This window comes from Mesorhizobium sp. WSM4310, from assembly GCF_007003935.1.
In the GTDB taxonomy this organism is placed as follows: domain Bacteria; phylum Pseudomonadota; class Alphaproteobacteria; order Rhizobiales; family Rhizobiaceae; genus Mesorhizobium.
On sequence record NZ_VFTA01000007.1, the window covers coordinates 90826 to 112364 of the forward strand.

Here is a 21539-nt window from a genome sequence, read left to right on the forward strand (position 1 = left end):
CGAAATGGTGTAGTCAACCATCAAGCAGCCGTAATTCGGCAATCACTGCAAAAATACTTCCAGGCTTGCGGATTTGACACAGGTCTCGTTTCCGGATCGGAGACAAAGGTCACCTTGGACAGCGACTTCCAGTGCTGCGCCAAGGACGTACCGACCGGACATCGAGGGGGAATTTGACTTTGAAATCAGCAGGATGGAGCCTCGCAAAGGGAGAACGCAGCGCCATCTTGGCAGCGCTCTGCTGTGTGCTCCTGGCCTCCTGCACATCGGCCGGCGACCCGACAATGTCGGTCGGAATGCCCGGCTACAATGCCTCCGCCTCTGACATCAATGCGGCCGCCACCGGCAAGTCCATCGCCACCGCCGATTCGACATCGCAGACAACGGCCACGCAAACGACCGTGATGAGCGAAGGCGACACCGCACTCCCCGAAAAAGTCGCTTACGTACCGATCGCCAAGCCGCAAGCAGCCTTTCCGCTGATAACGCCGGCCGGCGCTGAAGCGATCGCGGGACAAACGCCGCAGGCCTTGCAGCAGCCGGCCCAGACGGCGCAGCAGACAGACGCGGTCGCCCAGAAGATCGCCGCCGCCGATGCCGCGGTGACAACGTCAAAGCCGGCCGCGGCGCCGGTGATGAACAATCCGGTCTATGTGACCGCAGGTGAGGCGCCACCAGCCGAGGCGCCAAAGAAACGTGGCTTCCTGGCCTCGATGTTCGGCGCCACGCCCGCTTCGGCCACACCGGCTCCGCTCATCAACACGCGATCGGGCGAACAGCCGACCGCACAGGCCAAACCCGCGCCTGCGGCGGCGGCAAAGCCGATCATCACGTTGGCCTCGGCCGACTCCACGGCAAAGCCGATACAGTTGGCCTCGACCGGTGACGACGCAGGTCATATCACCGGCAGCGATGCCTTGCCTGGCGTGCGCCAGACCGCCCTGTTCGAGATCAAGCGCAAATCCGGCCTCGACGACGAAAGCGACGTCGACCTCAATGAGGACGAGGGTCCAATCGGCGGCAGCTATCAGGTTGCGTCCGCAGCCGGCATGGCCCGGCTCGCGCCAAACGGCCTGCTGAAGCAGAACGAAAGCGTCGATGTCGCCTGCCTGAAGCCGTCTCTGGTGCGCGTGCTGAAGACGATCGAAGGCCATTACGGCCGCAAGATGATGGTCACGTCAGGTTACCGCGACCCTGCCCGCAACCGCCGCGCCAACGGCGCCAAGAACTCGCTGCACATGTACTGCGCCGCCGCCGACATCCAGGTGCCCGGCGTCTCCAAATGGGAACTGGCGAACTACATCAGGACCATGCCCGGCCGCGGTGGCGTCGGCACCTATTGCCATACCGAATCGGTACATGTCGACGTCGGGCCCGAGCGCGACTGGAACTGGCGCTGCCGCCGGCGAAGCGGCGGCGGTGACGGCTGAACGGCGCGATTTGACGGGCCAGAGCGGCTAGGGTCGTGCCATCAATATCGTTCCAGTGGACTTTCCATTGGCCTGAGCGCCCCCCCAACTCGTCATCCACGGGCGGAGCAGGAGCGAAGCTCCGTCGCGAAGACCCGAGGATCCATTCCGTGGCCTTGGTTGACGAGCGAGGCCGACCAGAATTCCGCACCGTTTCAACGCCTTGAAGTCGCGGCATGGATTCCTTTGGCTGCGGAGCAGCTCCAGGGTCTGCGCCGAGTAGCTTTGCTCCTTGCTCCGCCTTGGAATGACGAAGCAATGGGCGTTTTCGCTAGTCACCAAGCCGCGCCGTGGGTGATGAAGCCCCCGATTCCAAAGCCTCGGAAAAAAGTTGTCCAAGCCGGCACCTGACGGGTTGCCGGTTGCGCACAACGTCAGTATAAGCCGCTTCGTCTGAGCGCGCCCATCGTCTAGCGGTTAGGACACCGCCCTTTCACGGCGGTAACAGGGGTTCGATTCCCCTTGGGCGTACCAGACCTTTCAAACACTTAGCGACCTCCCAGTCCTTACTGTCCAATTTTTGGGCCGATTCCAGGGAATTGGTCAAAATGGCAACACAAACAATTTCGCGTGCATGATGGACGTCACCACCCGCGCCGAATGCGGCATGTCTGATGCGGCGGACCTTTCGGAGATTCGCCATTCCATCACCGGACATGTCGCCGCCTGCGCCGAGCCCTTTAGCGCTCCTTCGGCTTCGGTGATCTCCTCGACCCGAGCCCTCGCGCGCCATGCTGAAGCATCGCCTGTCCGGCGCTTGGGTTTCACCCTCATCCTGTGTAGTCAGGATAGTGCGCACGTGCGCCTTGCCGAAGACGCTGGCGAGCAGGTTGTGGCCGGCTTTGTCGGTCATTGGCCGGGATCGGTGCTGTTGAGGCTGCACATGCGGATCAGCCAGCGTCCGCCAGCAGCCTGTCGCTCAAAAACGCTGAGCGAAGTTCCGTTCCCGGTCGCCTCACCCTCCGAATAGGCCGCGAGAGACCATGCCAGCTTCCCGGATGCCCCCGCCTCTGGCTAGTGTTTTGTCGGGGTGGCGTATTGGGTCCAGACGCCATGCAGCGCCTCTATCGCCGCGCGGCCGCGAGCCGGCGGCGCATAGGGAGAATGCAATTCCGCGTCAGAGGTGAATACCGCCGCGCAACCGGCAGCATCGCCGGCCCGATAGGCCGCAACGTAGATGTCCCAAAGCTCCTGCAGTTCGTCGCGGATCGACATCACTTCCTCCCGGTAAGGCCACGGAACCTTGGGCGCCTGTTGGCCTGCTCAGCCGCGGGCGGCCGCGCCGGTGCTGTCCCACGAAAGGCCGGCCGCGAGTTCATTTGCATTTTAGCTAATTGAATGTGAGATGGTCGTGAAATTCCGAGCGGGGGCTCATGACCACAGACATTTTTCTGACCGCTATCGCGGCATTCTCGATACTCGTTCCGCTGTACTTCATCCTCAGGTGAGGCGTTATGCCGCCTGGCGGGCGCACCAGCGCGCGTTCCTCGCTGGCGCTGTCCTACGCGGCAGAGGCTTCCCGTGCGTCCTGACGCCCGCCCATGGCCAGTCGCTGTGTCTCTGGATGCACCTGCAATCTGCTTGAACGCAGAAACCCCGCCGCTCCATTTGCGAAGCGGCGAGGCCTGCCCCAACCTCGGCCCCAATTGCCGGTCCCAACAGCCGGCATCGCTGACAATGCAATTGTTGTGCCAGCGACGATTGATCCATTACTGGACGGAAGAACCGGTCGCCGCAAGTTGCGCGGCCGCATCGTCCGGCCTGCTCAGGCGCCGCCCACCAGGCGCGATCGATTTCAACGGCGCCTTCCTTCCAGGGAGCCTCGCAAAGCCCGCCCTTTTCACGGCGGTAACAAGGGGTTCGATTCCCCTTCGGCGTACAGGCTTTCGTGCACTCCACCCCCTGTTTGCCGAATATCTCAGCCGCCCTTGCCTTGCGTCCCGGAGCAACCGCATCAACCATCTTATTAGCAAGCGCTTGTGTTCCTCACCAAGCCGGATCATTATCCAAACCATCAGGTCGCTGAAGGGGTAGAGCGCCATGGAACTGAGCTGCTATGATCCGGGCGGGAGCATCTTTGCATCACCCGCCTTCCTTAACCTCACGGCTGTTTTCATCATTCTGGCCGCCTTCGCCGTTGCGCGACTGATGGCAATGTCACGCGCGGATTCTCTCGACCAGCTTCGGTTCGCGCCGATCCAAGCCGCAAGTTGAGGACTGTCGTTCCTTGCCTTCAGCAGTCATGCTCTCGACGGTGTGCGCAATAGCGAAGTTGTGGGGGCGCCATCTTGTTCGTTGATTACTACGAACTCCTGGAAATCAGCCCGAACGCCAACTCGGAAACGATAGAACGGGTATTCCGCTATTTTGCCATGCGCTACCATCCTGACAATCAGGACACCGGCGATGAATCACGCTTTAGCGAAATCCTGGAAGCCCACAATGTGCTCAAGGATCCTGTGAAGCGCGCGCGGTATGATATCCAGCACAAAGACCATTTGAATCTGCGAACGGAGTTGATTGGGGAAGCCAGCAACAACACAACAATCGAACGAGATGTGGCCATTCAGGCGAAATTGCTCTCGCTGCTTTACGTCAAGCGCCGGCAAGACGTAAACAATCCCGGCATTGGCGATACAGAAATCGAACGTTTGTCAGGCTGTCCACGAGAACATCTTGAGTTTCATCTCTGGTACCTGAAAGCCAAGGGCTGGATTGGAAGGATCGAGAACGGAACCTTCGCGATCACCGTGGAAGGCATCGATCGCGCCAATTCCGAACATCGCCGTGACACCACGATAAGACTGCTGGACCATGCCGGCTGAAACGCGGAAGCTCGCGTCAGCGCCGCATTTCACTAACCGCCGACCAGCGGTACGGTAACGGTGGTGGCGTAGTTGATCGGAAAGGTGTCGAGGTAAGGAAAATCGACGACGAAGGCATAGGTGGCGGTCAGATGCGCCATGCGGAAACCGCCGCTTGCCGGGTCGATGGCGATCGTCACGTTCACATCCTTCAAACCCAAGGCCTGCAATTTCTGCCTGGCGATCGATTGGATGTCGGCCTGGGTCAGCGTGTTCTGAAGCTGCAGCGAGCGCGATGATGTCTCCAGCGTATAGCGAACGCTGGACACCGAATGCATCGACCAGCCCAAGGCGAAGATCCCGAACAGCAATATGATGAGGAACGGTGCGATCAGCGCGAACTCCAACCCGGCCCCGCCCGAACGATCTCGCCGGAAGGCGCCTTGCCTGGCGCAATTCCAGGAAAAGTGTGAGCTGGTTGTCCCGGGAAAAGCGCGCAGCGCTTTCGCTTGGGAATCGCGGCAAAACAAAGAGCGAGGGCGTTTCGCCATTTCCGCGAAACGGTGAGACGCCCTAGCGAACACGGATCACCTCCAGATGGCCGATGACGCTGGAAGCGGAAAAGACGCCGAAGGTGAAGGGCGGCGTCCAGGTGGCCGATGCCTGGATCTGAACATAGACCGACGGCACCTTTGGTCCGCTGCACAGAGTGGAGGCGTCGACCACGGTCGTCCCGCACATATAGATCCTGCTTAGCGTGACCTGGCCGTCCGCCGGCCGTTTCTCCCAGCTCGAAATGGCGACGGCCTGCGTCGCCGTATCATTCGTCGAGCCTTCCATGATCAGGTTCGCGGCGGTCTTCACGCCGGCACGCATCGACAGCGAACTCGTCACATAGGACCAGCCGTCGATGATACCGAGCAGCGCCGCGCACAGGAAAGGCAGGACCATCGCGAACTCGACCGCTGCAACGCCCGTTTTATCGCTCAGGATCGGCACAGATCGGGGCTCCACGGAGGCTACTCCACCAGCGCCACGGACCGCGCCGCCGGAATGTCGCGCATTCCGAGGCTCGTGCAATCCTGGTTGATGGTCGTGCTGCCGGACCATTGAATCGTATTGGCGACGACCTGGGTGCAGCCGCTGTTGCCCGAGAAATTGCCAAGATAATTCACTTGCTGTTTGGGGAAGTAGATGGCCCCGGTTAGCAGCGAATCCGCTGTTCCATTGAATGTGCTGGATGCACTGTTGCCGGCCCTGTCGCCGTAGAACAGCACACCGGAATAGATACCCGAGGTCGGCGCGCTGAGCTTCACGGAGGCGTTGCCATTCATGCTGACGGTCGAACTGCCCGACATGAAGATGGTCACATCGCTGCCGGTGATGATCGCGTTGGCGTTTATCTTGAGATCGCCCTGAACGACATAGACGCCGGGCGAGAGGGCGACATTGCCCTTCAGCGTCATGCCGCTGCAATAGGTGCCTGGGCTCAGCGTCGCCTTGTTGTCGTTCTGGCATGGGTTCGAGGCCGCCGGGACCGGCAGGTCTGCAAATGGATCTGCCGCAGGCAGCGCCTGGGTGATCGGGGCCGCGCAGACCGTGGTGACGGGATTGCTGAGAGAGACGCCGCCCGCCGATATCAGGCAATCGACCTGGAGGCTCGCCGAGCCCTGGAGCTTGATGGCGTCCGGAGCGATCGAATTGGACATCACCACGCAGCCGGTGACCTTCACGGTGGTATTGCCTGAAAACGATGCAGCCTGCGAGGCGGTCTGGTCGAGCGCGGTCATGCAGGCCTTCGAGGCATCGGTGATGAGGGCCACCGCCCTCGCCTGTTCGGGAACCTGGCTCTGCGTGAAGATCGAGGTGAACATCCGGTTGAGGTTCTGAGCGACGATGACCTCGACCGCCTTCTTCGCCGTATTCGGCCCGGACGCCGGCGGCGTGTTGACGATGATCGTGCCCGAGCCCAGCCCGTTCGTCGCTGCCGACTGCGTCGCGGCCGCGACGATCGTCGGCTTGTCGGAACCCGAGATCTGTTCAAGCGCGCCGGCATAGGCCGCGGCATCGGCCGTCGCCTGTAGTCTCAGGCTGTTGTAGTACCAGTAGGAGGTCTCCACGCCAAAGCCGGCCGCGCCGACGACGATCGGCAGGCTGAGGGCGAAGATGGTGGCAACATTCGCCCGTGTGCTCCGGCGTATACCGGTCGCCATGATCCGAATTCGGGCGAAGCAATTGAAAATCATAACTTAAATTAGAAAGCATGCATATATGAAGGAACGGCTAAAAAGTTCGGTTCATTTTTTGATGAGGGCTTCGATTGGCTTCAAACAGTGGGCCGTCGGCTGATCAGTGCATGCAGACGTCGCGATAAGCAAGAAACTCACGGCGCTGGAACGTCAGCACGGTTCGGCACCTTGCGCCTGGGCAAAAGCCTTCGAACTACATGTTGCTGGCTGGACGAATCGGAGGCGGTGGGCGATGCGCGGGCTTGTGCCGCGATTTAATGGGAATGTCCGCCAAGGATGCGCGTCTCGGCTTGATGGACAGCGATAGGGCATTGCCACGGCGCTTCAGCAGCCCAACTGATATCTTGGCAACGAGGTCCCGTATTTCCATGGGCGCTCCTCCCGAGCAGCCCCCGCCACCTTATTATTAGCAGCGAAGCGAATTCTCCGCATTTAACTTTGATGTATCAAGGTCGCGCAATGTCGCTTCGATGTCAGCGTCATCGAACGCCATCTCCGCCCGTTGACGGTGACCGCGTCCTCGGCCGCCCCTGGACAACGAAGGTGCAGCCTGATGCTGCCTGGAAGAAATATTTTCTTCAGGCGGAAAGAACTGGAGTCGACTCAGTCGCCAATCCAGCCGAAAGCTCTCTCTGTACGGCCAGGAAAAACCTGCGCACTTCATCACTTGCGGTTGCTCTGTCCCTGCCCGACCCGACAACCAGGTCAAGCAACTCGGCCGCTTTAGCCCTCCAGAACGAGGCTGCAGGCTCGCCATGCAGATTGTCTAGCCTGGCTGCAACTTCCCTGACCAAGAACAGCTGACGGTCGATCGGGAATGCACGGACTTTTTCTGGGGACATCTTCCAAACCTGAACTGACGCAACGAATCAACCATTGCTGAACAAGCAATGGCGTAGCCGCCAAGGTGGAAACGGAAGCTTAACGCCGCTGTCGATGCATCATCGTGCGAGGAAATGCAGATGATGATCCAGGCACGAGATCACCACGCACATTCAAGCCAAGTTGGTTGAGAAAACGGAGTTGGTCGATCGGAACAGGCGAAGCAGCCCTCAGGCCCGCTGCAGGCTTGCCTCGCCGCCACGCTTGCGCGGCGCCATCATGTCGCTGGCCATCAGTCCGGTGACACGGCAGAACGCCATGAACGCCCGGCAGGCATCCTCGGTCTTGACCACGTCCACCGTGGCGCCGAAGCAGGCATTGAAGGCTTTCTGATAAACCGGTCCCTGCCGGCGCGCCGGCCAGTCCTGCAGGAAATCCAGCGCCTGCTCGACGCTGTAAATCTCCTCGACGGGCAAGCCGGGGCCTTGCGCAATGCGCACCGGCACCTCGAATTGCAATCTATCCATCCGCAAATCTCCCGACCCCGTCGCCCAGGCAGCGCCGTTCGTCGTCAAAAGTTGCTTTGCCCGCTCAGTGCCACGCAAATGTGTCGTCACTGCGGAAACGGCCGTTTTTGCTTCGCACGATGGCCGGAAAGGAAAGCAACCGTGCAAAAACCGATCGAAATTGGCCCGACGAGACGAATATCCCGCCGGCTAAGCCCGCATCAGCCAGTTCTTCCTTGAACCTTTTGCCCTCAAGTGCCAAATCTGGCGGAATACCCACGCCAGAACTCCTGCAGCGCTCACTCTTCCATACGGACAAAATGGTCACCTATCTCGACGCCGCCACGGCCCCTCTCAGAAACACCGGCCAGATCCGCCTCTATGGCGAGGACGGCTTTGCCGGCATGCGCAAGGCATGTGACCTCACCGCCCGTTGCCTGGACGCGCTGGTGCCGATGGTCGCGCCCGGCGTCACCACGGACGCTATCGATCGTTTCGTCTTCGAGTTCGGCATGGATCACGGCGCGCTGCCGGCGACGCTCAACTATCGCGGCTACACGAAATCGTCCTGCACCTCGATCAACCACGTCGTCTGCCACGGCATTCCAGACAACAAGCCGCTGAAGGATGGCGACATCGTCAACATCGACGTCACCTATATTCTCGATGGCTGGCATGGCGATTCCTCGCGCATGTATCCAGTCGGCACCATCAAGCGCGCGGCCGAACGCCTGCTCGAGGTCACCCATGAATGCCTGATGCGCGGCATCGCCGCCGTCCGGCCGGGTGCCCGCACCGGCGCCATCGGCGCCGCCATCCAGACTTTTGCCGAAGCGGAGCGCTGCTCGGTGGTGCGCGACTTCTGCGGCCATGGCGTCGGCCAGCTCTTCCACGACGCCCCCAACATTCTGCACTATGGCAGCGCCAATGAGGGCGTCGAGATGCGGCCCGGCATGATCTTCACCATCGAGCCGATGATCAATCTCGGCCGGCCGCATGTGAAGGTGCTGTCGGATGGCTGGACGGCGGTGACGCGGGACCGTTCGCTGTCGGCACAGTACGAGCACACGATCGGCGTGACCGACACCGGCTGCGAGATTTTCACGCTCTCGCCCAAGAACCTCGACCGGCCCGGCCTGCCGGCCTGATATTTTAATACGTCGGGCGAGCGCCTTGCCCGACTGATTGGCTGGATGCGGGGGCTGATGGGGAAGGCCAGCGACGACGACGAGCGGAGTTTCTTCGCCGAGGTGCCGGTTCGGCCCGCGGCGAAGGCGAGGCCCGTTCCAGCTGAAAAGCCTGGATATCTCGGCCACCGCGACCGTTTGCGCGAGCGCTTTGCCTCGGCGGGTCCAGACGCCCTGCCCGACTATGAACTTCTGGAGCTCTTGCTCTTCCGGCTGATCCCGCGCGCCGACACCAAACCGGCCGCCAAGGCATTGCTGGCGCGCTTCGGTACGCTGGCCGAAGTGCTTGGCGCGCCCGTCAACCTGCTGCAGGAGGTCAAGGGCATCGGCCCGGCGGTGGCGTTCGACCTGAAGGTTGTCGCCGCGACAGCGCAACGCATGGCGCATGGCGAGGTGCACGGCCGTGAAGTCCTTTCGTCCTGGACGCAACTCCTCGCCTATTGCCGCTCGGCCATGGCCTTCGAGGCGCGCGAGCAATTCCGCATCCTGTTCCTCGACAAGAAGAACGCGCTGATCGCCGACGAGGTGCAGCAGACCGGCACTGTCGACCACACGCCCGTCTATCCCAGGGAAGTGGTCAAGCGCGCGCTCGAACTGTCGGCCACCGCGATCATCCTGGTGCACAACCACCCGTCAGGCGATCCGACGCCATCGCGCGCCGATATCGAGATGACGAAAGAGATCATCGAAGCGGGCAAACGGCTGGGCATCGGCGTGCACGACCACATCATCATCGGGCGCAAGGGATACGCCAGCATGAAGGGCCTGCTGCTGATCTAGGGGCAACGACCAACATGGCGACCATGCCGTCTTCGCCGAGAGCAAAGCCATGGCGTTCCTGCCTCACGCATTCGGCCAGGCTTTTCGTCATCGACTTCCGGTATTCCAACGCGTTTCCGACCGACATTGTCTGACGGACGGGACCATGGTCCTGGCTGGTATGGGACTTCAGTAGCACAGCGACCTCACGGCGCCTATTTGCATGAAATATCAATAAGTTAAGCCACAAGCCATTACCAGACTCGCGCATTGCGACCGCATTTGTCTAAAGTTTACTCCGTACGATTAGTGGATTCTCATATTACGCTGATCTAGCGCGGTTGGGCGGAGGTGGCGATTCCCCGAGGAGACACCATGACAAACCGAAAAACTCTGTTCGCGGCGCTTGCCGCATTGACGCTTCTGGCGTCGCCGGCGCTCGCCGGGGCCGGCGGCAACGGGCACGGTGGCGGCAATGGCAGCGGCCACGGTGGCGGCAACGGCAATGCTGGCGGCAATGGCAAAGGCAACAGCGGTGCCTCGCATGGCAAGTCTGCGTCGGCCCCCGGACGTGTTGGCAAGGTGGATGCTGATGCCACGACCGACACCACGGTCGACACGACCACCAAGGTCGCAGCCGTGCCGAAGGAGAAAAACATCCATGCCAAACTCGGCCGGCTGAATTCGCTGCAGCGCAACATCAACGCCTATATGAATTCCAAGAGCAAGAAGTTCGCTGCCCTACAGGCCTTCGTGACACAGTCGGCGAAAGCCAAGGTTGCCCAGGCCGCAGCTGAGACGGCAGCCGCCACGGCCGCCGCCGCGCAGGCCCAACTGGATAAGCTGAATGCGCAACTGACCGCACTGCAGGCTGATCCGAATGCCACGGCTGCGCAGATCCAGGCTGTGAAAGATCAGATCACCGCCCAGCAGGCCGTTGTCGACGCCGACAACGCAGCGGCGGACCAGGCTGAGGCGGCGGCTGCCACGGCAACCGTCGGCACCGACCAGGCATCGCTCGATGCAGCGCTGACGGACATGGCCAACAAGCCCGTCGACGACGACGTCACCGCCTGGGCCGAAGGCGTCCTTGCAGACAAGATCGACCAGATGGCTACCAAGATCGAACCGCAGACGACGCCTTAGGCGTCGACCGGAACGGCAATAGCAAGGCCGCCGGCGGCCTTGCTATTTCTTGACCATCGAGAAAAACTCGCACCCTCGGTCCTGGCCGGGTCAGAAGGCGACCTTGTCGCCGCCCTTCAGGGACAGGATCTCGCGCGCCTCGTCAGGCGTCGCCACCTCCATGCCAAGCCCTTCGATGAGCTTGCGCGCCAGCAAGACCTGTTCGGCGTTCGACTTGGCGAGCTTGCCCTTGCCGGCCCACAGGCTGTCCTCCAGCCCAACGCGGATGTTGCCGCCGAGTGCTGCCGATTGCGCGGCGATGCGCAGCTGGCTGGCGCCGGCGCCCAGCACCGACCAGCGGAACTGGTCGCCGAACAGCCGGTCAGCTGTGCGCTTCATATGGGCGACGTCTTCGGGATGGGTGCCGATGCCGCCGAGCAGGCCAAACACCGACTGCACGAAGAACGGCGGCTTCACCAGCCCCCGATCGGCGAAGTGGGCGAGGTTGTAGAGATGGGCGATGTCGTAGCACTCGAACTCGAAGCGCGTGCCATTGTCGTAGCAAGTCGCCAGAATGTATTCGATGTCCTTGAACGAGTTGCGGAAAACGAGGTCGCGCGTCGCCTCCAGATGCGGCTTTTCCCAGTCGAACTTGAAGGTCTCGTACTTGTCGGCGAGGTGATAGAGCCCGAAATTTATCGAGCCCATATTGAGTGAGGCGACCTCAGGTTTGAACTTGGGCAGCCGGGCGCACGCGCTCCTCGACCTTCATGTACGGGCTGCCGCCTGTGGTGATGTTGATGGCGGCATTGGTTCCTTGCTTGACGTGCGGCAGGAAGCGGGCGAACGCCTCCGGCGTCTGGTCGGGCTTGCCGGTTTCCGGGTCTCGCGCATGCAGATGCAGGATCGCAGCACCGGCCTGCGCCGCCGCGATCGCTTCCGAGGCGATCTGATCCGGCGTGATCGGCAGATAGGGCGACATGGTCGGCGTGTGGATCGCACCCGTCACCGCGCAGGTGATGATGACCTTGCCCTTGGCCGCCGATGCGCCTGATTTGCGGCTGGTTTCTTTCATTGTCCGAACTCCTGATCCGATTTCTTCTTGTGTGCCGCCAGCGCCATCAGCCGGCGATCCCGCCAGACCTGCCGGTCACCCAGGCTTTCCCTCGGCAGGCGCTTGCTGCGCTCGGCCTCGACCGTTTTCATGACATCGCCCGCCCAGTCGACGCGGCGCAGCATCTGCGGGAAGATGTTGGAATAGATGCCTTGGTAACGATCGACATAGTCGCGCACGCCGCCGGGTGCGTTGAGGTCGATGGTCTCGAACGGTCCCATGAAGGACCAGCGCAGTGCCAAGCCATCGCGAATGCCGATATCGACATCCTCGACACTGGCGTAGCCGTCCGCGACAAGCCGGAAAGCCTCCTCCAGCAAGGCCCCTTGCAGGCGGTTCATGATGAAGCCGTCGAGCTCGCGCCTCATCACCAGCGGCGCGTGGCCGGCGTCGATGAGGAAGGCGCGCGTCTTCTCCAGCGTCTCGGCGGAAGTCCACGGCGCCGGCACCACCTCTGCCGCCGGAATGAGATAGGGCGGGTTGATCGGATGCACGACTAGGCAGCGGTGCCGCCCTTGCAGATGGTCGGTGAATTTCGACGGCAACAACGCCGAGGTGGAACTGGCGATGATCGTTTGCGGCCCGGCAAGCCGATCGATCAGCGAGAACACCTCCCGCTTCACATCCAGGTTTTCAGGCGTGTTTTCCTGGACATGGGTTGCGCCGGCCAGCGCCTCCGCCAGCTCGCCAACGATGGCGATGCGGCCAAGCACGGTGTCGACGGATTGCCCGCGCAGCAGGTCGTTCGCGGAGAGATCGCCGAGCACGCCCTCTATGTAGTGGCGCGCCCCGCCCGTCGCGGCAGGCGACTGATCCCACATGCGCACATCATGGCCGGCGCGGGCGAAGCTGATTGCCCAGGCCCGCCCGATGAACCCGCTTCCGACAATCGCGACATTGGCCATGGCTTGGTCCTCAAAGTGTTTCGACGTTGCCGTCGACGCCGAGCGACTGGCCGGAAATGTTGATGCCCGCATCGGAGAGCAGGAACGCCACCATCGAGGCCACGTCATAGGGGCTGGTCATGCGGCGCAGCGAGATGTTCTGCAGATAGCGGCCCGTCATCTCCTCGTGGCTGATGCCGACCTGTTTGGCGCGCGCCGCGATGACGCTTTCGATGCGTGGCCCCTCGATGATGCCGGGCAGGATGGCATTGACCCTGATGCCGTGCGGCCCAAGCTCCTTGGCGAGGCTTTGCGTGAAACCGATGACGCCGAATTTGGCGGCCGAATAGGGCGTGCGGAACGCGTAGCCATGGCGGCCGGCCGCCGACGACATGGACACGATCGAGCCGCCGCCGGCTGCCTTGATCAGCGGTACGGCGCGCCTTGCGCAGAGGAACTGCCCTGTCAGGCAGATATCGATGCAGCGCCGCCAGTCATCCGGTTCGATCTCGTCGACACCGCCTGTCGGCCCGGCAATGCCGGCGTTGTTGATCAGCGCGTCGAGCCCGCCGAGTTTCTCCTTGACCGTCTCGAACAGCCGGTCGACGTCCTCGTCGCGCGAGACATCGGCCTTGACCGCCGCGACCAGGTCGATCTTGCCGGGAGCCGCGGCCAGCGCCTCGTCGGAGATGTCGCAGACGACGATGCGTGCGCCGAGCCGCGACAGCGTGTCGGCGATGGCGAAGCCGATGCCGCCGGCGCCCGCCGTCACCAGCACGCGCTGCCCTTTCAGCCCGGCCAGAAATTCGTCCGCCGATGCGGGTGCCTTTGCGCTCATCGTCCTGTCCTTTTCATTGCAGCCGCCGTTCGCGCAGCGCCATGACGGCGCCCAGAACGACCAGCCCGTAAAGAATTGCCCTGGTGGCGTAGGCAGCGTGGTGCCGGCCAGCAGCATCTGCAGCGCCGTCAAAAGCAGCACGCCGCCGAGCATGCCCGCGTCATTCGATGTCGGAGACCGTATCATCATTTGATCAACGATCAATGATGAAATATCTTACATCAAGACTGGGGCGCCGACGCTTGACGCGGCAGCCGGAACCCTGATTCCGGGAACGAGTTATGGCGCGGCCTTTGCGCCGAAAGGTTGATGGAAATGGCCGGAGCGGCGTTCAGGAAGCCGGGTGTCGAGATCGTGCCCCTGTCCAAGGAGACCCTGCAGGACAGGGTCTATCGCCACGTCACCGAATTGATCCTCGACGGCAGCATCGTGCCTGGCGAGATGGTGACGGTGCAAAGCCTGGCCGACGCCTTCGGGGTCAGTCCTATGCCGGTCAGGGAGGCATTGCGGCGACTGACCGCGGCCAATGCCCTGATGGTCGTTTCAGGGCGCTCGATCGGCATTCCCGCACTCAGCCGCGCGCGCCTCATCGATCTCAGGAATGTCCGCTTCGAGATCGAGGCGATCGCCGCCGCCTGGGCGGCAGAGCGCATCGACGATCAGGGCATCGCGCAACTCGGCCAGCAACTGACAGCGCTCGAACAGGCCAACGCGGCGGGAGACGTCAAATCCTATCTGCGCGCCAACTACGCCTTTCACTTCTCCATCTACCGCGCGGCCGGCTCGGAAAACATCCTCAACATCATCGAGAATCTCTGGCTGCAGATCAGTCCCTATTTCAACATGCTGCATGATTCCGGAAATTATTCGACCGCCAACGAGCATCACCAGGAGATGTTCGCGGCACTGCGCGACCGCGATGCCGAAGCCGTCCGCCAGGCCGTCCGCGCCGATATTGACGCCGCCTTCGACGTCCTGGTCGACCTGCTGAAATAGCACTGGGAATCCGGCTAAAACAGCCTCCGCTCATATCCTCCTCAAGCGCCGTTCGGAATTCCTGCTCGAACGATCGTTGAGGCGGTCAGAAGGTCATTCCAGCCTGCTGCTGATCCAGGGATAGCCCGTCTCGCCGCGGCAAAGGACGCATTTTTCCCGTCAAGATAGTAGCCTCTGGAATTGCGACCCCAAATTAAGCTATGATGCGCTTGGCATTTCTTGCGGGCGGCTTCGCTCCCCCTTGAATGCCGGAGGAACGGGACATGGCCGTAGCGCTTGTACTCGTTTTGATCGTCGTGGGCTCGGTGTTGTTTCACCTCCTGAGCCCATGGTGGTGGACGCCGATTGCCTCGAACTGGGCCTATATCGACAACACCATCATCATCACCTTCTGGATCACCGGCGTCGTCTTCGCCGCCGTCGTGCTTTTCATAGCCTATTGCGTGTTCCGCTTCCGTCATCGGGAAGGCAATCGTGCTGCGTACGAACCGGAGAACAAGCGGCTCGAATCGTGGCTGACGATCGTCACCGCGGTTGGGGTCACGGCGCTACTGGTTCCCGGCCTGTTCGTCTGGAGCCGATTTGTTACCGTTCCACGCGACGCGACAGAGGTCGAGGTCATTGGCCAGCAATGGCAATGGAGTTTCCGCCTGCCCGGCAGGGACGGCAAGCTCGGTACATCAGACACGCGCGACGTCGGTGCCGACAATCCGCTGGGGGTCATCCCCAGCGATCCCAATGGTCAGGACGATGTCGTGGTCGCAGCGGCCGATCTGCATCTGCCGGTCGGCAAACCGGTCAAGATGCTGCTCCGCTCGATCGATGTGCTGCATGATTTCTATGTACCGGAATTCCGCGCCAAGATGGACATGATCCCGGGCTCGGTGACCTATTTCTGGTTCACCCCGACCAGGACCGGAACCTTCCAGGTCCTATGCGCCGAACTTTGCGGCCAGGGACATCCGATGATGCATGGCGTCGTGATGGTCGACACCCAGGAAGATTATGTCGCCTGGCTCGGCCAGCAGCAGACTTTTGCACAATTGTCGGCCCCCCAGAAGACGGGGTCGGCAGACGAGACGACGGGACAGACCGCGGCAGCGGGTTCCGAAATTGCAGCAAGGCTCGAAACGGTAGGGTCTCGCTGAAAAAAGGACACGGAGGTGTTCCTATGGTCGACATCACCCCTGCAGATGGCATCCCGCCGGCCGAAGTCGCGGAAGTAGAACTCTACCATCCGCACAGTTGGTGGACCAAATACGTCTTCTCGCAGGACGCCAAGGTCATCGCCGTCCAGTATTCGGCAACGGCAACAGCAATCGGCCTGGTCGCCCTGGTGCTGTCCTGGCTGATGCGACTGCAGCTTGGCTTTCCCGGCACGTTCGACTTCATCACCCCGGAGGCCTACTACCAGTTCATCACCATGCACGGCATGATCATGGTGATCTACCTGCTCACCGCCCTCTTCCTCGGCGGCTTTGGCAACTATCTGATCCCCCTGATGGTCGGCGCGCGCGACATGGTCTTTCCCTATGTCAACATGCTGAGCTACTGGATCTACCTGCTCGCCGTGCTGGTCCTGGTGTCGAGCTTCTTTGCGCCCGGCGGACCGACGGGCGCCGGCTGGACGCTCTATCCGCCGCAGGCCATCATGAGCGGGACGCCAGGCGGCCAGGACTGGGGCATCATCCTGATGCTCTCCTCGCTGATCCTGTTCATCATCGGCTTCACGATGGGTGGCCTCAACTATGTGGTGACCGTGCTGCAGGGTCGCACCCGCGGCATGACGATGATGCGCCTGCCGCTGACCGTCTGGGGCATCTTCACCGCGACCGTCATGGCGCTGCTCGCCTTTCCGGCGCTGTTCGTCGCCAGCGTGATGATGCTGCTTGACCGCGTGCTCGGCACCAGCTTCTTCATGCCGGCGATTTCCGAGATGGGCGAGCAGTTGCAACACAATGGCGGCAGCCCGATCCTGTTCCAGCACCTGTTCTGGTTCTTCGGCCATCCCGAGGTCTACATCGTGGCGCTGCCGGCGTTCGGCATCGTATCCGACCTGATCAGCACCCATGCACGCAAGAACATCTTCGGCTACCGGATGATGGTCTGGGCCATCGTCGGCATTGGCGCGCTGAGTTTCGTGGTCTGGGCGCACCACATGTATGTCAGCGGCATGCACCCTTATTTTGGCTTCTTCTTCGCCACCACGACGCTGATCATCGCCATTCCGACAGCCATCAAGGTCTATAATTGGGTGCTGACCCTGTGGCGCGGCGACATCCATCTCACCATACCCATGCTGTTCGCCCTGGCTTTCATCGTCACCTTCGTCAATGGCGGGCTGACCGGCCTGTTCCTCGGCAATGTCGTCGTCGATGTTCCGCTGTCCGACACGATGTTCGTCGTCGCCCATTTCCATATGGTCATGGGTGTCGCCCCGATCCTCGTGGTCTTTGGCGCGATCTACCATTGGTACCCGAAGGTCACCGGCCGGATGCTCCACGAAACGCTGGGCCGGTTCCATTTCTGGGTCACCTTCCTCGGCGCCTACCTGATTTTCTTCCCCATGCACTACCTCGGCTTGATGGGCGTGCCGCGGCGCTATGCCGAACTGACCGACATGACGATCATGACGGAGTCGGCCCATCACCTGAACTCTTTCATCAGCGTCATGGCCTTCATTGTCGGCTTCGCCCAGATGGTGTTCCTGTTCAACCTGATCTGGAGCATCCGCCATGGCCGCGAGGCCGGCGGCAATCCGTGGCGGGCCACGACCCTCGAATGGCAGACGCCCCAAACACCGCCGGCCCACGGCAATTTCGGCAAGGACCTGCCGATCGTCTATCGCTGGGCTTACGATTACAGCGTACCGGGTGCCAAGGAAGACTTCATCCCGCAGAACATGCCGGGCTCCTTCGGACCCTCAAGGGAGCCGGCATGAGCGTCATCCTGGTCTTCCTGCTCGTCATTGCCGGTTTTGCCGGATGGTGGCTTTCGCACCAGCGGCTGATGACGAAGCCATGGCTCGAGCAAGGTCTGGCCGGTGATTTTGTCGAGCTCGACCGGTCGGCCCTGCCAACAGCCAAGATAGGTCTCGGCGTTTTCCTTGCTGTCGTCGGCTGCCTGTTCGCGCTCTTCACCAGTGCTTATTTCATGCGGATGGCGGTGTCGGACTGGCAGCCGTTGCCCCTGCCGCGACTGCTCTGGCTCAACACCGGCGTGCTGGTCCTGAGCAGCGTCGCCCTGCAATGCACTTCGGTGGCGGCGCGCAGGGGTCAGATCGACACTGTCAGGCTCGGCCTTGCCACGGCCGGGCTCACCGCGCTCGCCTTCCTGGTCGGTCAGTTCATGGCATGGCGGCAGCTGACCGCCGACGGCTATTTCCTGGCCTCCAATCCGGCCAACAGCTTCTTTTACCTGATAACCGGCATGCATGGCCTGCACGTCTTGGGAGGGCTGGTGGGTCTGGGCAGGACGACCACGAGCGCCTGGACTGGAGCGCGGCCGGAACGGCTTCGCCTCGGCGTGGAACTATGCGCCATGTACTGGCATTTCCTGCTCTTCGTCTGGCTTGCCATCTTCGCGTTGCTGGCCGGCTGGGCCGCGACGTTCATCGACATTTGCCGGGAGTTGCTGACCTAAAGGGGATCAAGCGGATGGCAGAGACACTGACACATATCGGCCATACGGAGCCACGGCCTACAGGCTGGCGAGGCATTGCCGCCGATTGGTCCTCGGATCAGCGTGCGTTCAAGAACGTGTCCTGGGGCAAGGCCATGATGTGGATATTCCTGCTCAGCGACACCTTCATCTTCGGCTGCTTCCTGCTCTCCTACATGACCGCGCGCATTTCGACACGGGTGCCGTGGCCCAATCCGAGCGAGGTCTTTGCGCTTCGTATCGGCGGCTCGGATATCCCGCTGATCCTTATTGCCATCATGACCTTCGTGCTGATCTCCAGCAGCGGAACAATGGCCATGGCGGTCAACTTCGGCTATCGCCACGACCGCCGCAAGACGGCCATCCTCATGCTTCTGACCGCGGCACTCGGCGCGACCTTTGTCGGCATGCAAGCCTTCGAATGGACAAAGCTGATCACTGAAGGGGTGCGACCCTGGGGTAATCCCTGGGGTGCCGCACAATTCGGGTCGTGTTTCTTCATGATCACCGGTTTCCACGGCACGCATGTGACGATTGGTGTGATCTTCCTGATCATCGTGGCGCGCAAAGTCTGGCGCGGAGACTACGACCTCGGACGGCGCGGCTTCTTCACCAGCCGCACCGGCCGCTACGAGAATGTCGAGATCATGGGGTTGTACTGGCACTTCGTCGATCTGGTCTGGGTGTTCATCTTCGCATTCTTCTATCTTTGGTGAGAGGCAGACATGGCTGAAGCAACCGCAAACGGCCTAGGACAACACGCACTTCATGCGGCAGCGCCGGCGGCCGTCGCCCGTGCCGACGTGCATCAGCAACATCCGATCAAGCTCTATCTGGTGGTCTGGGCGTGGCTGTTCATCCTCAGCACCTGTTCCTACCTGGTCGACTATTTCGGCCTCCACGGCTATCTCAGATGGTCGCTGATCCTGATCTTCATGATCCTCAAGGCAGGGCTGATCGTCGCTGTCTTCATGCACATGGCCTGGGAACGACTGGCGCTGGCCTATGCGATCATCCTGCCGCCGATACTGGTGCTGGTGTTCGTGACAATGATGGTCTTCGAAGCCGACTACACGCTTTTCACCCGGCTGGCATTTTTCGGAGCCGGACCCTGAGGCACGAACCGCATTCAGATCTTGCCGCCGCGCCTCGAACCATCAGCAGCTGGTCTATTTTAGTATCGGAAACGACATAAGGAGAATGACTGCCCTCGTTTCCCCACCCGTCGCGAACTCCGGCAAAGGGAGGCCAAGATGACGATCGCTACCAGACTGAAGGACTTTATCGACAGGAAGGGAATTTCATACGACACAGTCGCCCACCATCGTACGTCCACCAGCAGACAGTCCGCCATCGCGGCGCATGTACCCGGCAGCATAGTGGCCAAATCGGTCGTTGTTCACCACGAGCTCGGCTATGCGTTGGCCGTGGTTCCCAGCACGCACAGGATCGAGCTCGGCACATTGCAAGACGTCATGGACAAGCGTCTCGGACTGGCCTCCGAAGACGAGGTGACTTCGCTCTTCGCTGATTGCGATACCGGCGCCATTCCGCCGATCGGCGCCCCCTACGATGTGCCGGTGATTGTCGATGACAGCCTTGGTGATGCCGCCGACATCTACTTCGAAGGCGGCGACCACAGAACGCTGGTGCATGTCAGCGGCGAGGATTTCCGCAACTTGACGATGGGCGCTTACCGCGCCCGCTTCAGCCACCGGGCTTACTGACGGCTTCGATCAAACCCGCACCGGCATCCTGAGCAATCCAGGAAAAGTGTGATCGGTTTTCCGTCCGGAATTGCGTTAAAACAAAGAGATAGAGCATTTTACCGTTTCCATGAAACGGTAAAATGCTCTGGCCGGTGCGGTGAAGCAAAACGTCCTCAACTCGTCGGTCTGGCGGGCGACTCCACAACCTTGCGGTAGACATGCCAGGTGGCGTGGCCGAGGATCGGCAACACGACGGCGAGCCCGACGAACACCGGCAGCGAGCCAATGATCAGGCCGACGGCGACGATCAGCCCCCAGACAGCCATCACGATCGGGTTCGCCAGGACCGCACGCACCGAGGTGTGGATCGCTTCATAGGCACCGACATCGCGGTCGAGCAACAATGGGAAGGCGACGACCGTCGTGCACAACACCACCACGGCAAAGACAAAGCCGATGGCGTGCCCCAATATGATCAGCGTCCAGCCGCGTCCCGTGGCAAATATCGCGTTGATGAAGCTGGATATCGATTCCGGCGGAGCCGGGCCGAAAAGATATTCGTAGAATATCTTCGCCGTCAAAAGCCACGTGATGAAGATTGCAAACAGCATGATCCCGACCGCCGCGATGGCCGGCAGCGCCGGAGAATTCCTGACCTCGAAAGCGTGCCTCCAGGAGGTGTCGAGGCCGGCTTCCCGTCTACGGCTGATTTCATAGAGGCCTATCGCCGCGAATGGGCCAACCAGCGCAAAGCCAGAAACCAGCGGAAACAACAACGGTAAGGCATTGGCGCCTGAAGTCCAGGCGGCGAGCACGACGCCCACGAGCGGATAGATCAGGCAGAGAAAGATGATATGCGACGGTTTGACCATGAAATCATCGACGCCCCGCCTGAGCGCGTCAAAAAGGTCGGAAACAGAGATTTTTCGAATTTTGGTATGTTCCAGCGTCTCGCTGGCGCCTGCTATCACATGAAAGCTTGCCATGACCGTTCCTCCAGACCGGGTCCGGAAAGGTCGCGATTTAGCGGTGCTGACGTTTGCGTGACTGGCCACGCAAAACCGCGACCTGCACCGCCACCAATATACTCTCTTGTGAGGGACTTGTCGCCCGTTGTTGGGCCGCATGGCTGGCTCTGGAAACCCTTCTTCGATATGCTCATGCTGCGCCGCATGTCTCTTTTTGAGGCACGTAAAGGCGCTGGACCACTTGGATCCTTTGCGAACCGGAGAGCGGCGCAGCAGAGTCGATCCCGATCCTCAGGACCATGCACTGGGTCGAAGGCGAAGGTCATGGACGCAAGGACGCTTCTCATAGTCGGCCTTGGCATAATCATTCTGCTGTTGCTGGGATTCTGTGCGCTGCCATCGTGACGGCACTGCGCCGTCTTCGGCACGGCAATCGCCGGCCGGCCAGA

Annotated in this window: 24 protein-coding genes, 1 tRNA gene and 1 pseudogene; 15 read left to right on the forward strand and 11 right to left on the reverse strand. The window is 61.3% G+C overall.

All coding sequences use genetic code 11. From position 1 onward, the window contains the following. Positions 1–173: 173 nt before the first annotated feature. The 3 genes from FJV80_RS10430 to FJV80_RS34980 all read left to right on the forward strand — a co-directional run bounded on the left by FJV80_RS10430 (position 174) and on the right by FJV80_RS34980 (position 2439). Entirely contained in the window at positions 174–1430 is a 1257-nt protein-coding gene (locus FJV80_RS10430) for a YcbK family protein (protein ID WP_142876307.1), read from the forward strand. A gap of 438 nt (positions 1431–1868) precedes the next feature. After that, positions 1869–1943: transfer RNA gene (locus FJV80_RS10435), tRNA-Glu, on the forward strand. A gap of 100 nt (positions 1944–2043) precedes the next feature. Continuing rightward, positions 2044–2439: a hypothetical protein gene (locus FJV80_RS34980; protein ID WP_246688943.1), complete on the forward strand. Its 396-nt coding sequence runs from the start codon at positions 2044–2046 to the stop codon at positions 2437–2439. A 44-nt stretch (positions 2440–2483) separates the two neighbouring features. Here the strand turns inward: FJV80_RS34980 and FJV80_RS34985 are convergent, their stop codons facing one another. Then, positions 2484–2684 (reverse strand): nuclear transport factor 2 family protein, encoded by a 201-nt coding sequence (locus tag FJV80_RS34985; protein ID WP_245318119.1) that lies wholly within the window; start codon positions 2682–2684, stop codon positions 2484–2486. An 825-nt stretch (positions 2685–3509) separates the two neighbouring features. Between FJV80_RS34985 and FJV80_RS34495 the strand changes: the two genes are divergently transcribed. Together FJV80_RS34495 and FJV80_RS10445 are read left to right on the forward strand one after the other, a co-directional pair. Next, entirely contained in the window at positions 3510–3683 is a 174-nt protein-coding gene (locus tag FJV80_RS34495; RefSeq protein WP_179296424.1) for a hypothetical protein, read from the forward strand. A gap of 74 nt (positions 3684–3757) precedes the next feature. Further along, the gene (locus FJV80_RS10445; RefSeq protein WP_019858477.1) at positions 3758–4294 is read left to right on the forward strand and encodes a J domain-containing protein; all 537 of its coding nucleotides are present in this window, start codon (positions 3758–3760) and stop codon (positions 4292–4294) included. A 32-nt stretch (positions 4295–4326) separates the two neighbouring features. Here FJV80_RS10445 and FJV80_RS10450 read toward each other — a convergent pair whose 3' ends face one another. From FJV80_RS10450 to FJV80_RS10475, 6 genes are all read right to left on the reverse strand, one after another. Next, positions 4327–4680: a TadE/TadG family type IV pilus assembly protein gene (locus FJV80_RS10450; RefSeq protein WP_095772824.1), complete on the reverse strand. Its 354-nt coding sequence runs from the start codon at positions 4678–4680 to the stop codon at positions 4327–4329. Between the two features lie 166 nt (positions 4681–4846). Then, positions 4847–5287: a TadE/TadG family type IV pilus assembly protein gene (locus FJV80_RS10455; RefSeq protein WP_179296079.1), complete on the reverse strand. Its 441-nt coding sequence runs from the start codon at positions 5285–5287 to the stop codon at positions 4847–4849. Positions 5288–5292: 5 nt separating this feature from the next. Next, complete coding sequence (locus tag FJV80_RS10460) at positions 5293–6519, reverse strand: pilus assembly protein TadG-related protein (RefSeq protein ID WP_179296426.1); 1227 nt, start codon at positions 6517–6519, stop codon at positions 5293–5295. A gap of 581 nt (positions 6520–7100) precedes the next feature. Further along, a complete protein-coding gene (locus FJV80_RS34990; protein WP_142876308.1) occupies positions 7101–7364 on the reverse strand; it encodes a DUF6074 family protein in 264 nt (87 codons plus the stop codon). Positions 7365–7574: 210 nt separating this feature from the next. Next, positions 7575–7871 carry a DUF982 domain-containing protein gene (locus FJV80_RS10470; RefSeq protein WP_095772827.1) on the reverse strand — a complete coding sequence of 99 codons (297 nt, stop codon included), beginning with the start codon at positions 7869–7871 and terminating at the stop codon, positions 7575–7577. Between the two features lie 64 nt (positions 7872–7935). Beyond that, on the reverse strand, positions 7936–8130 hold the full coding sequence (locus FJV80_RS10475; RefSeq protein WP_142876309.1) for a hypothetical protein: 195 nt from the start codon (positions 8128–8130) through the stop codon (positions 7936–7938). 40 nt (positions 8131–8170) lie between these two features. Here FJV80_RS10475 and map point away from each other — a divergent pair, with 40 nt between their 5' ends. From map to FJV80_RS10490, 3 genes are all read left to right on the forward strand, one after another. After that, complete coding sequence (gene map / locus FJV80_RS10480) at positions 8171–8998, forward strand: type I methionyl aminopeptidase (RefSeq protein ID WP_095772828.1); 828 nt, start codon at positions 8171–8173, stop codon at positions 8996–8998. Positions 8999–9055: 57 nt separating this feature from the next. Beyond that, positions 9056–9817 carry a DNA repair protein RadC gene (radC, locus tag FJV80_RS10485; protein ID WP_142876310.1) on the forward strand — a complete coding sequence of 254 codons (762 nt, stop codon included), beginning with the start codon at positions 9056–9058 and terminating at the stop codon, positions 9815–9817. Positions 9818–10171: 354 nt separating this feature from the next. Continuing rightward, on the forward strand, positions 10172–10942 hold the full coding sequence (locus FJV80_RS10490) for a hypothetical protein (protein ID WP_142876311.1): 771 nt from the start codon (positions 10172–10174) through the stop codon (positions 10940–10942). Between the two features lie 90 nt (positions 10943–11032). Here FJV80_RS10490 and FJV80_RS10495 read toward each other — a convergent pair. The 3 genes and pseudogenes from FJV80_RS10495 to FJV80_RS10505 all read right to left on the reverse strand — a co-directional run bounded on the left by FJV80_RS10495 (position 11033) and on the right by FJV80_RS10505 (position 13757). Then, positions 11033–11996 (reverse strand): annotated as a pseudogene (locus FJV80_RS10495) (3-keto-5-aminohexanoate cleavage protein). Beyond that, positions 11993–12940: a 3-hydroxyacyl-CoA dehydrogenase gene (locus FJV80_RS10500; RefSeq protein WP_095787522.1), complete on the reverse strand. Its 948-nt coding sequence runs from the start codon at positions 12938–12940 to the stop codon at positions 11993–11995. The pseudogene FJV80_RS10495 and the gene FJV80_RS10500 overlap by 4 nt, the downstream one beginning before the upstream one ends. Positions 12941–12950: 10 nt before the next feature. Continuing rightward, positions 12951–13757 carry an SDR family oxidoreductase gene (locus FJV80_RS10505; RefSeq protein ID WP_095772833.1) on the reverse strand — a complete coding sequence of 269 codons (807 nt, stop codon included), beginning with the start codon at positions 13755–13757 and terminating at the stop codon, positions 12951–12953. 315 nt (positions 13758–14072) lie between these two features. Here FJV80_RS10505 and FJV80_RS10510 point away from each other — a divergent pair, with 315 nt between their 5' ends. The 7 genes from FJV80_RS10510 to FJV80_RS10540 all read left to right on the forward strand — a co-directional run bounded on the left by FJV80_RS10510 (position 14073) and on the right by FJV80_RS10540 (position 20140). Continuing rightward, positions 14073–14753: a GntR family transcriptional regulator gene (locus FJV80_RS10510; RefSeq protein WP_142876363.1), complete on the forward strand. Its 681-nt coding sequence runs from the start codon at positions 14073–14075 to the stop codon at positions 14751–14753. 263 nt (positions 14754–15016) lie between these two features. Further along, positions 15017–15901 (forward strand): cytochrome c oxidase subunit II, encoded by an 885-nt coding sequence (gene coxB / locus FJV80_RS10515; protein WP_142876312.1) that lies wholly within the window; start codon positions 15017–15019, stop codon positions 15899–15901. Positions 15902–15924: 23 nt separating this feature from the next. Then, on the forward strand, positions 15925–17694 hold the full coding sequence (gene ctaD, locus FJV80_RS10520; protein WP_095772834.1) for a cytochrome c oxidase subunit I: 1770 nt from the start codon (positions 15925–15927) through the stop codon (positions 17692–17694). Continuing rightward, on the forward strand, positions 17691–18395 hold the full coding sequence (locus FJV80_RS10525; protein ID WP_095787521.1) for a cytochrome c oxidase subunit 3: 705 nt from the start codon (positions 17691–17693) through the stop codon (positions 18393–18395). Before ctaD ends, FJV80_RS10525 begins: the two co-directional genes overlap by 4 nt. Before the next feature lie 14 nt (positions 18396–18409). Next, positions 18410–19129 (forward strand): heme-copper oxidase subunit III family protein, encoded by a 720-nt coding sequence (locus tag FJV80_RS10530; RefSeq protein WP_095772836.1) that lies wholly within the window; start codon positions 18410–18412, stop codon positions 19127–19129. Positions 19130–19138: 9 nt separating this feature from the next. Then, positions 19139–19528: a cytochrome C oxidase subunit IV family protein gene (locus tag FJV80_RS10535; RefSeq protein ID WP_095772837.1), complete on the forward strand. Its 390-nt coding sequence runs from the start codon at positions 19139–19141 to the stop codon at positions 19526–19528. 138 nt (positions 19529–19666) lie between these two features. Then, positions 19667–20140 (forward strand): aminoacyl-tRNA deacylase, encoded by a 474-nt coding sequence (locus FJV80_RS10540; RefSeq protein ID WP_095772838.1) that lies wholly within the window; start codon positions 19667–19669, stop codon positions 20138–20140. A gap of 155 nt (positions 20141–20295) precedes the next feature. Here FJV80_RS10540 and FJV80_RS10545 read toward each other — a convergent pair whose 3' ends face one another. Further along, positions 20296–21108: a DUF2189 domain-containing protein gene (locus FJV80_RS10545; RefSeq protein WP_095772839.1), complete on the reverse strand. Its 813-nt coding sequence runs from the start codon at positions 21106–21108 to the stop codon at positions 20296–20298. Between the last annotated feature and the right edge of the window lie 431 nt (positions 21109–21539).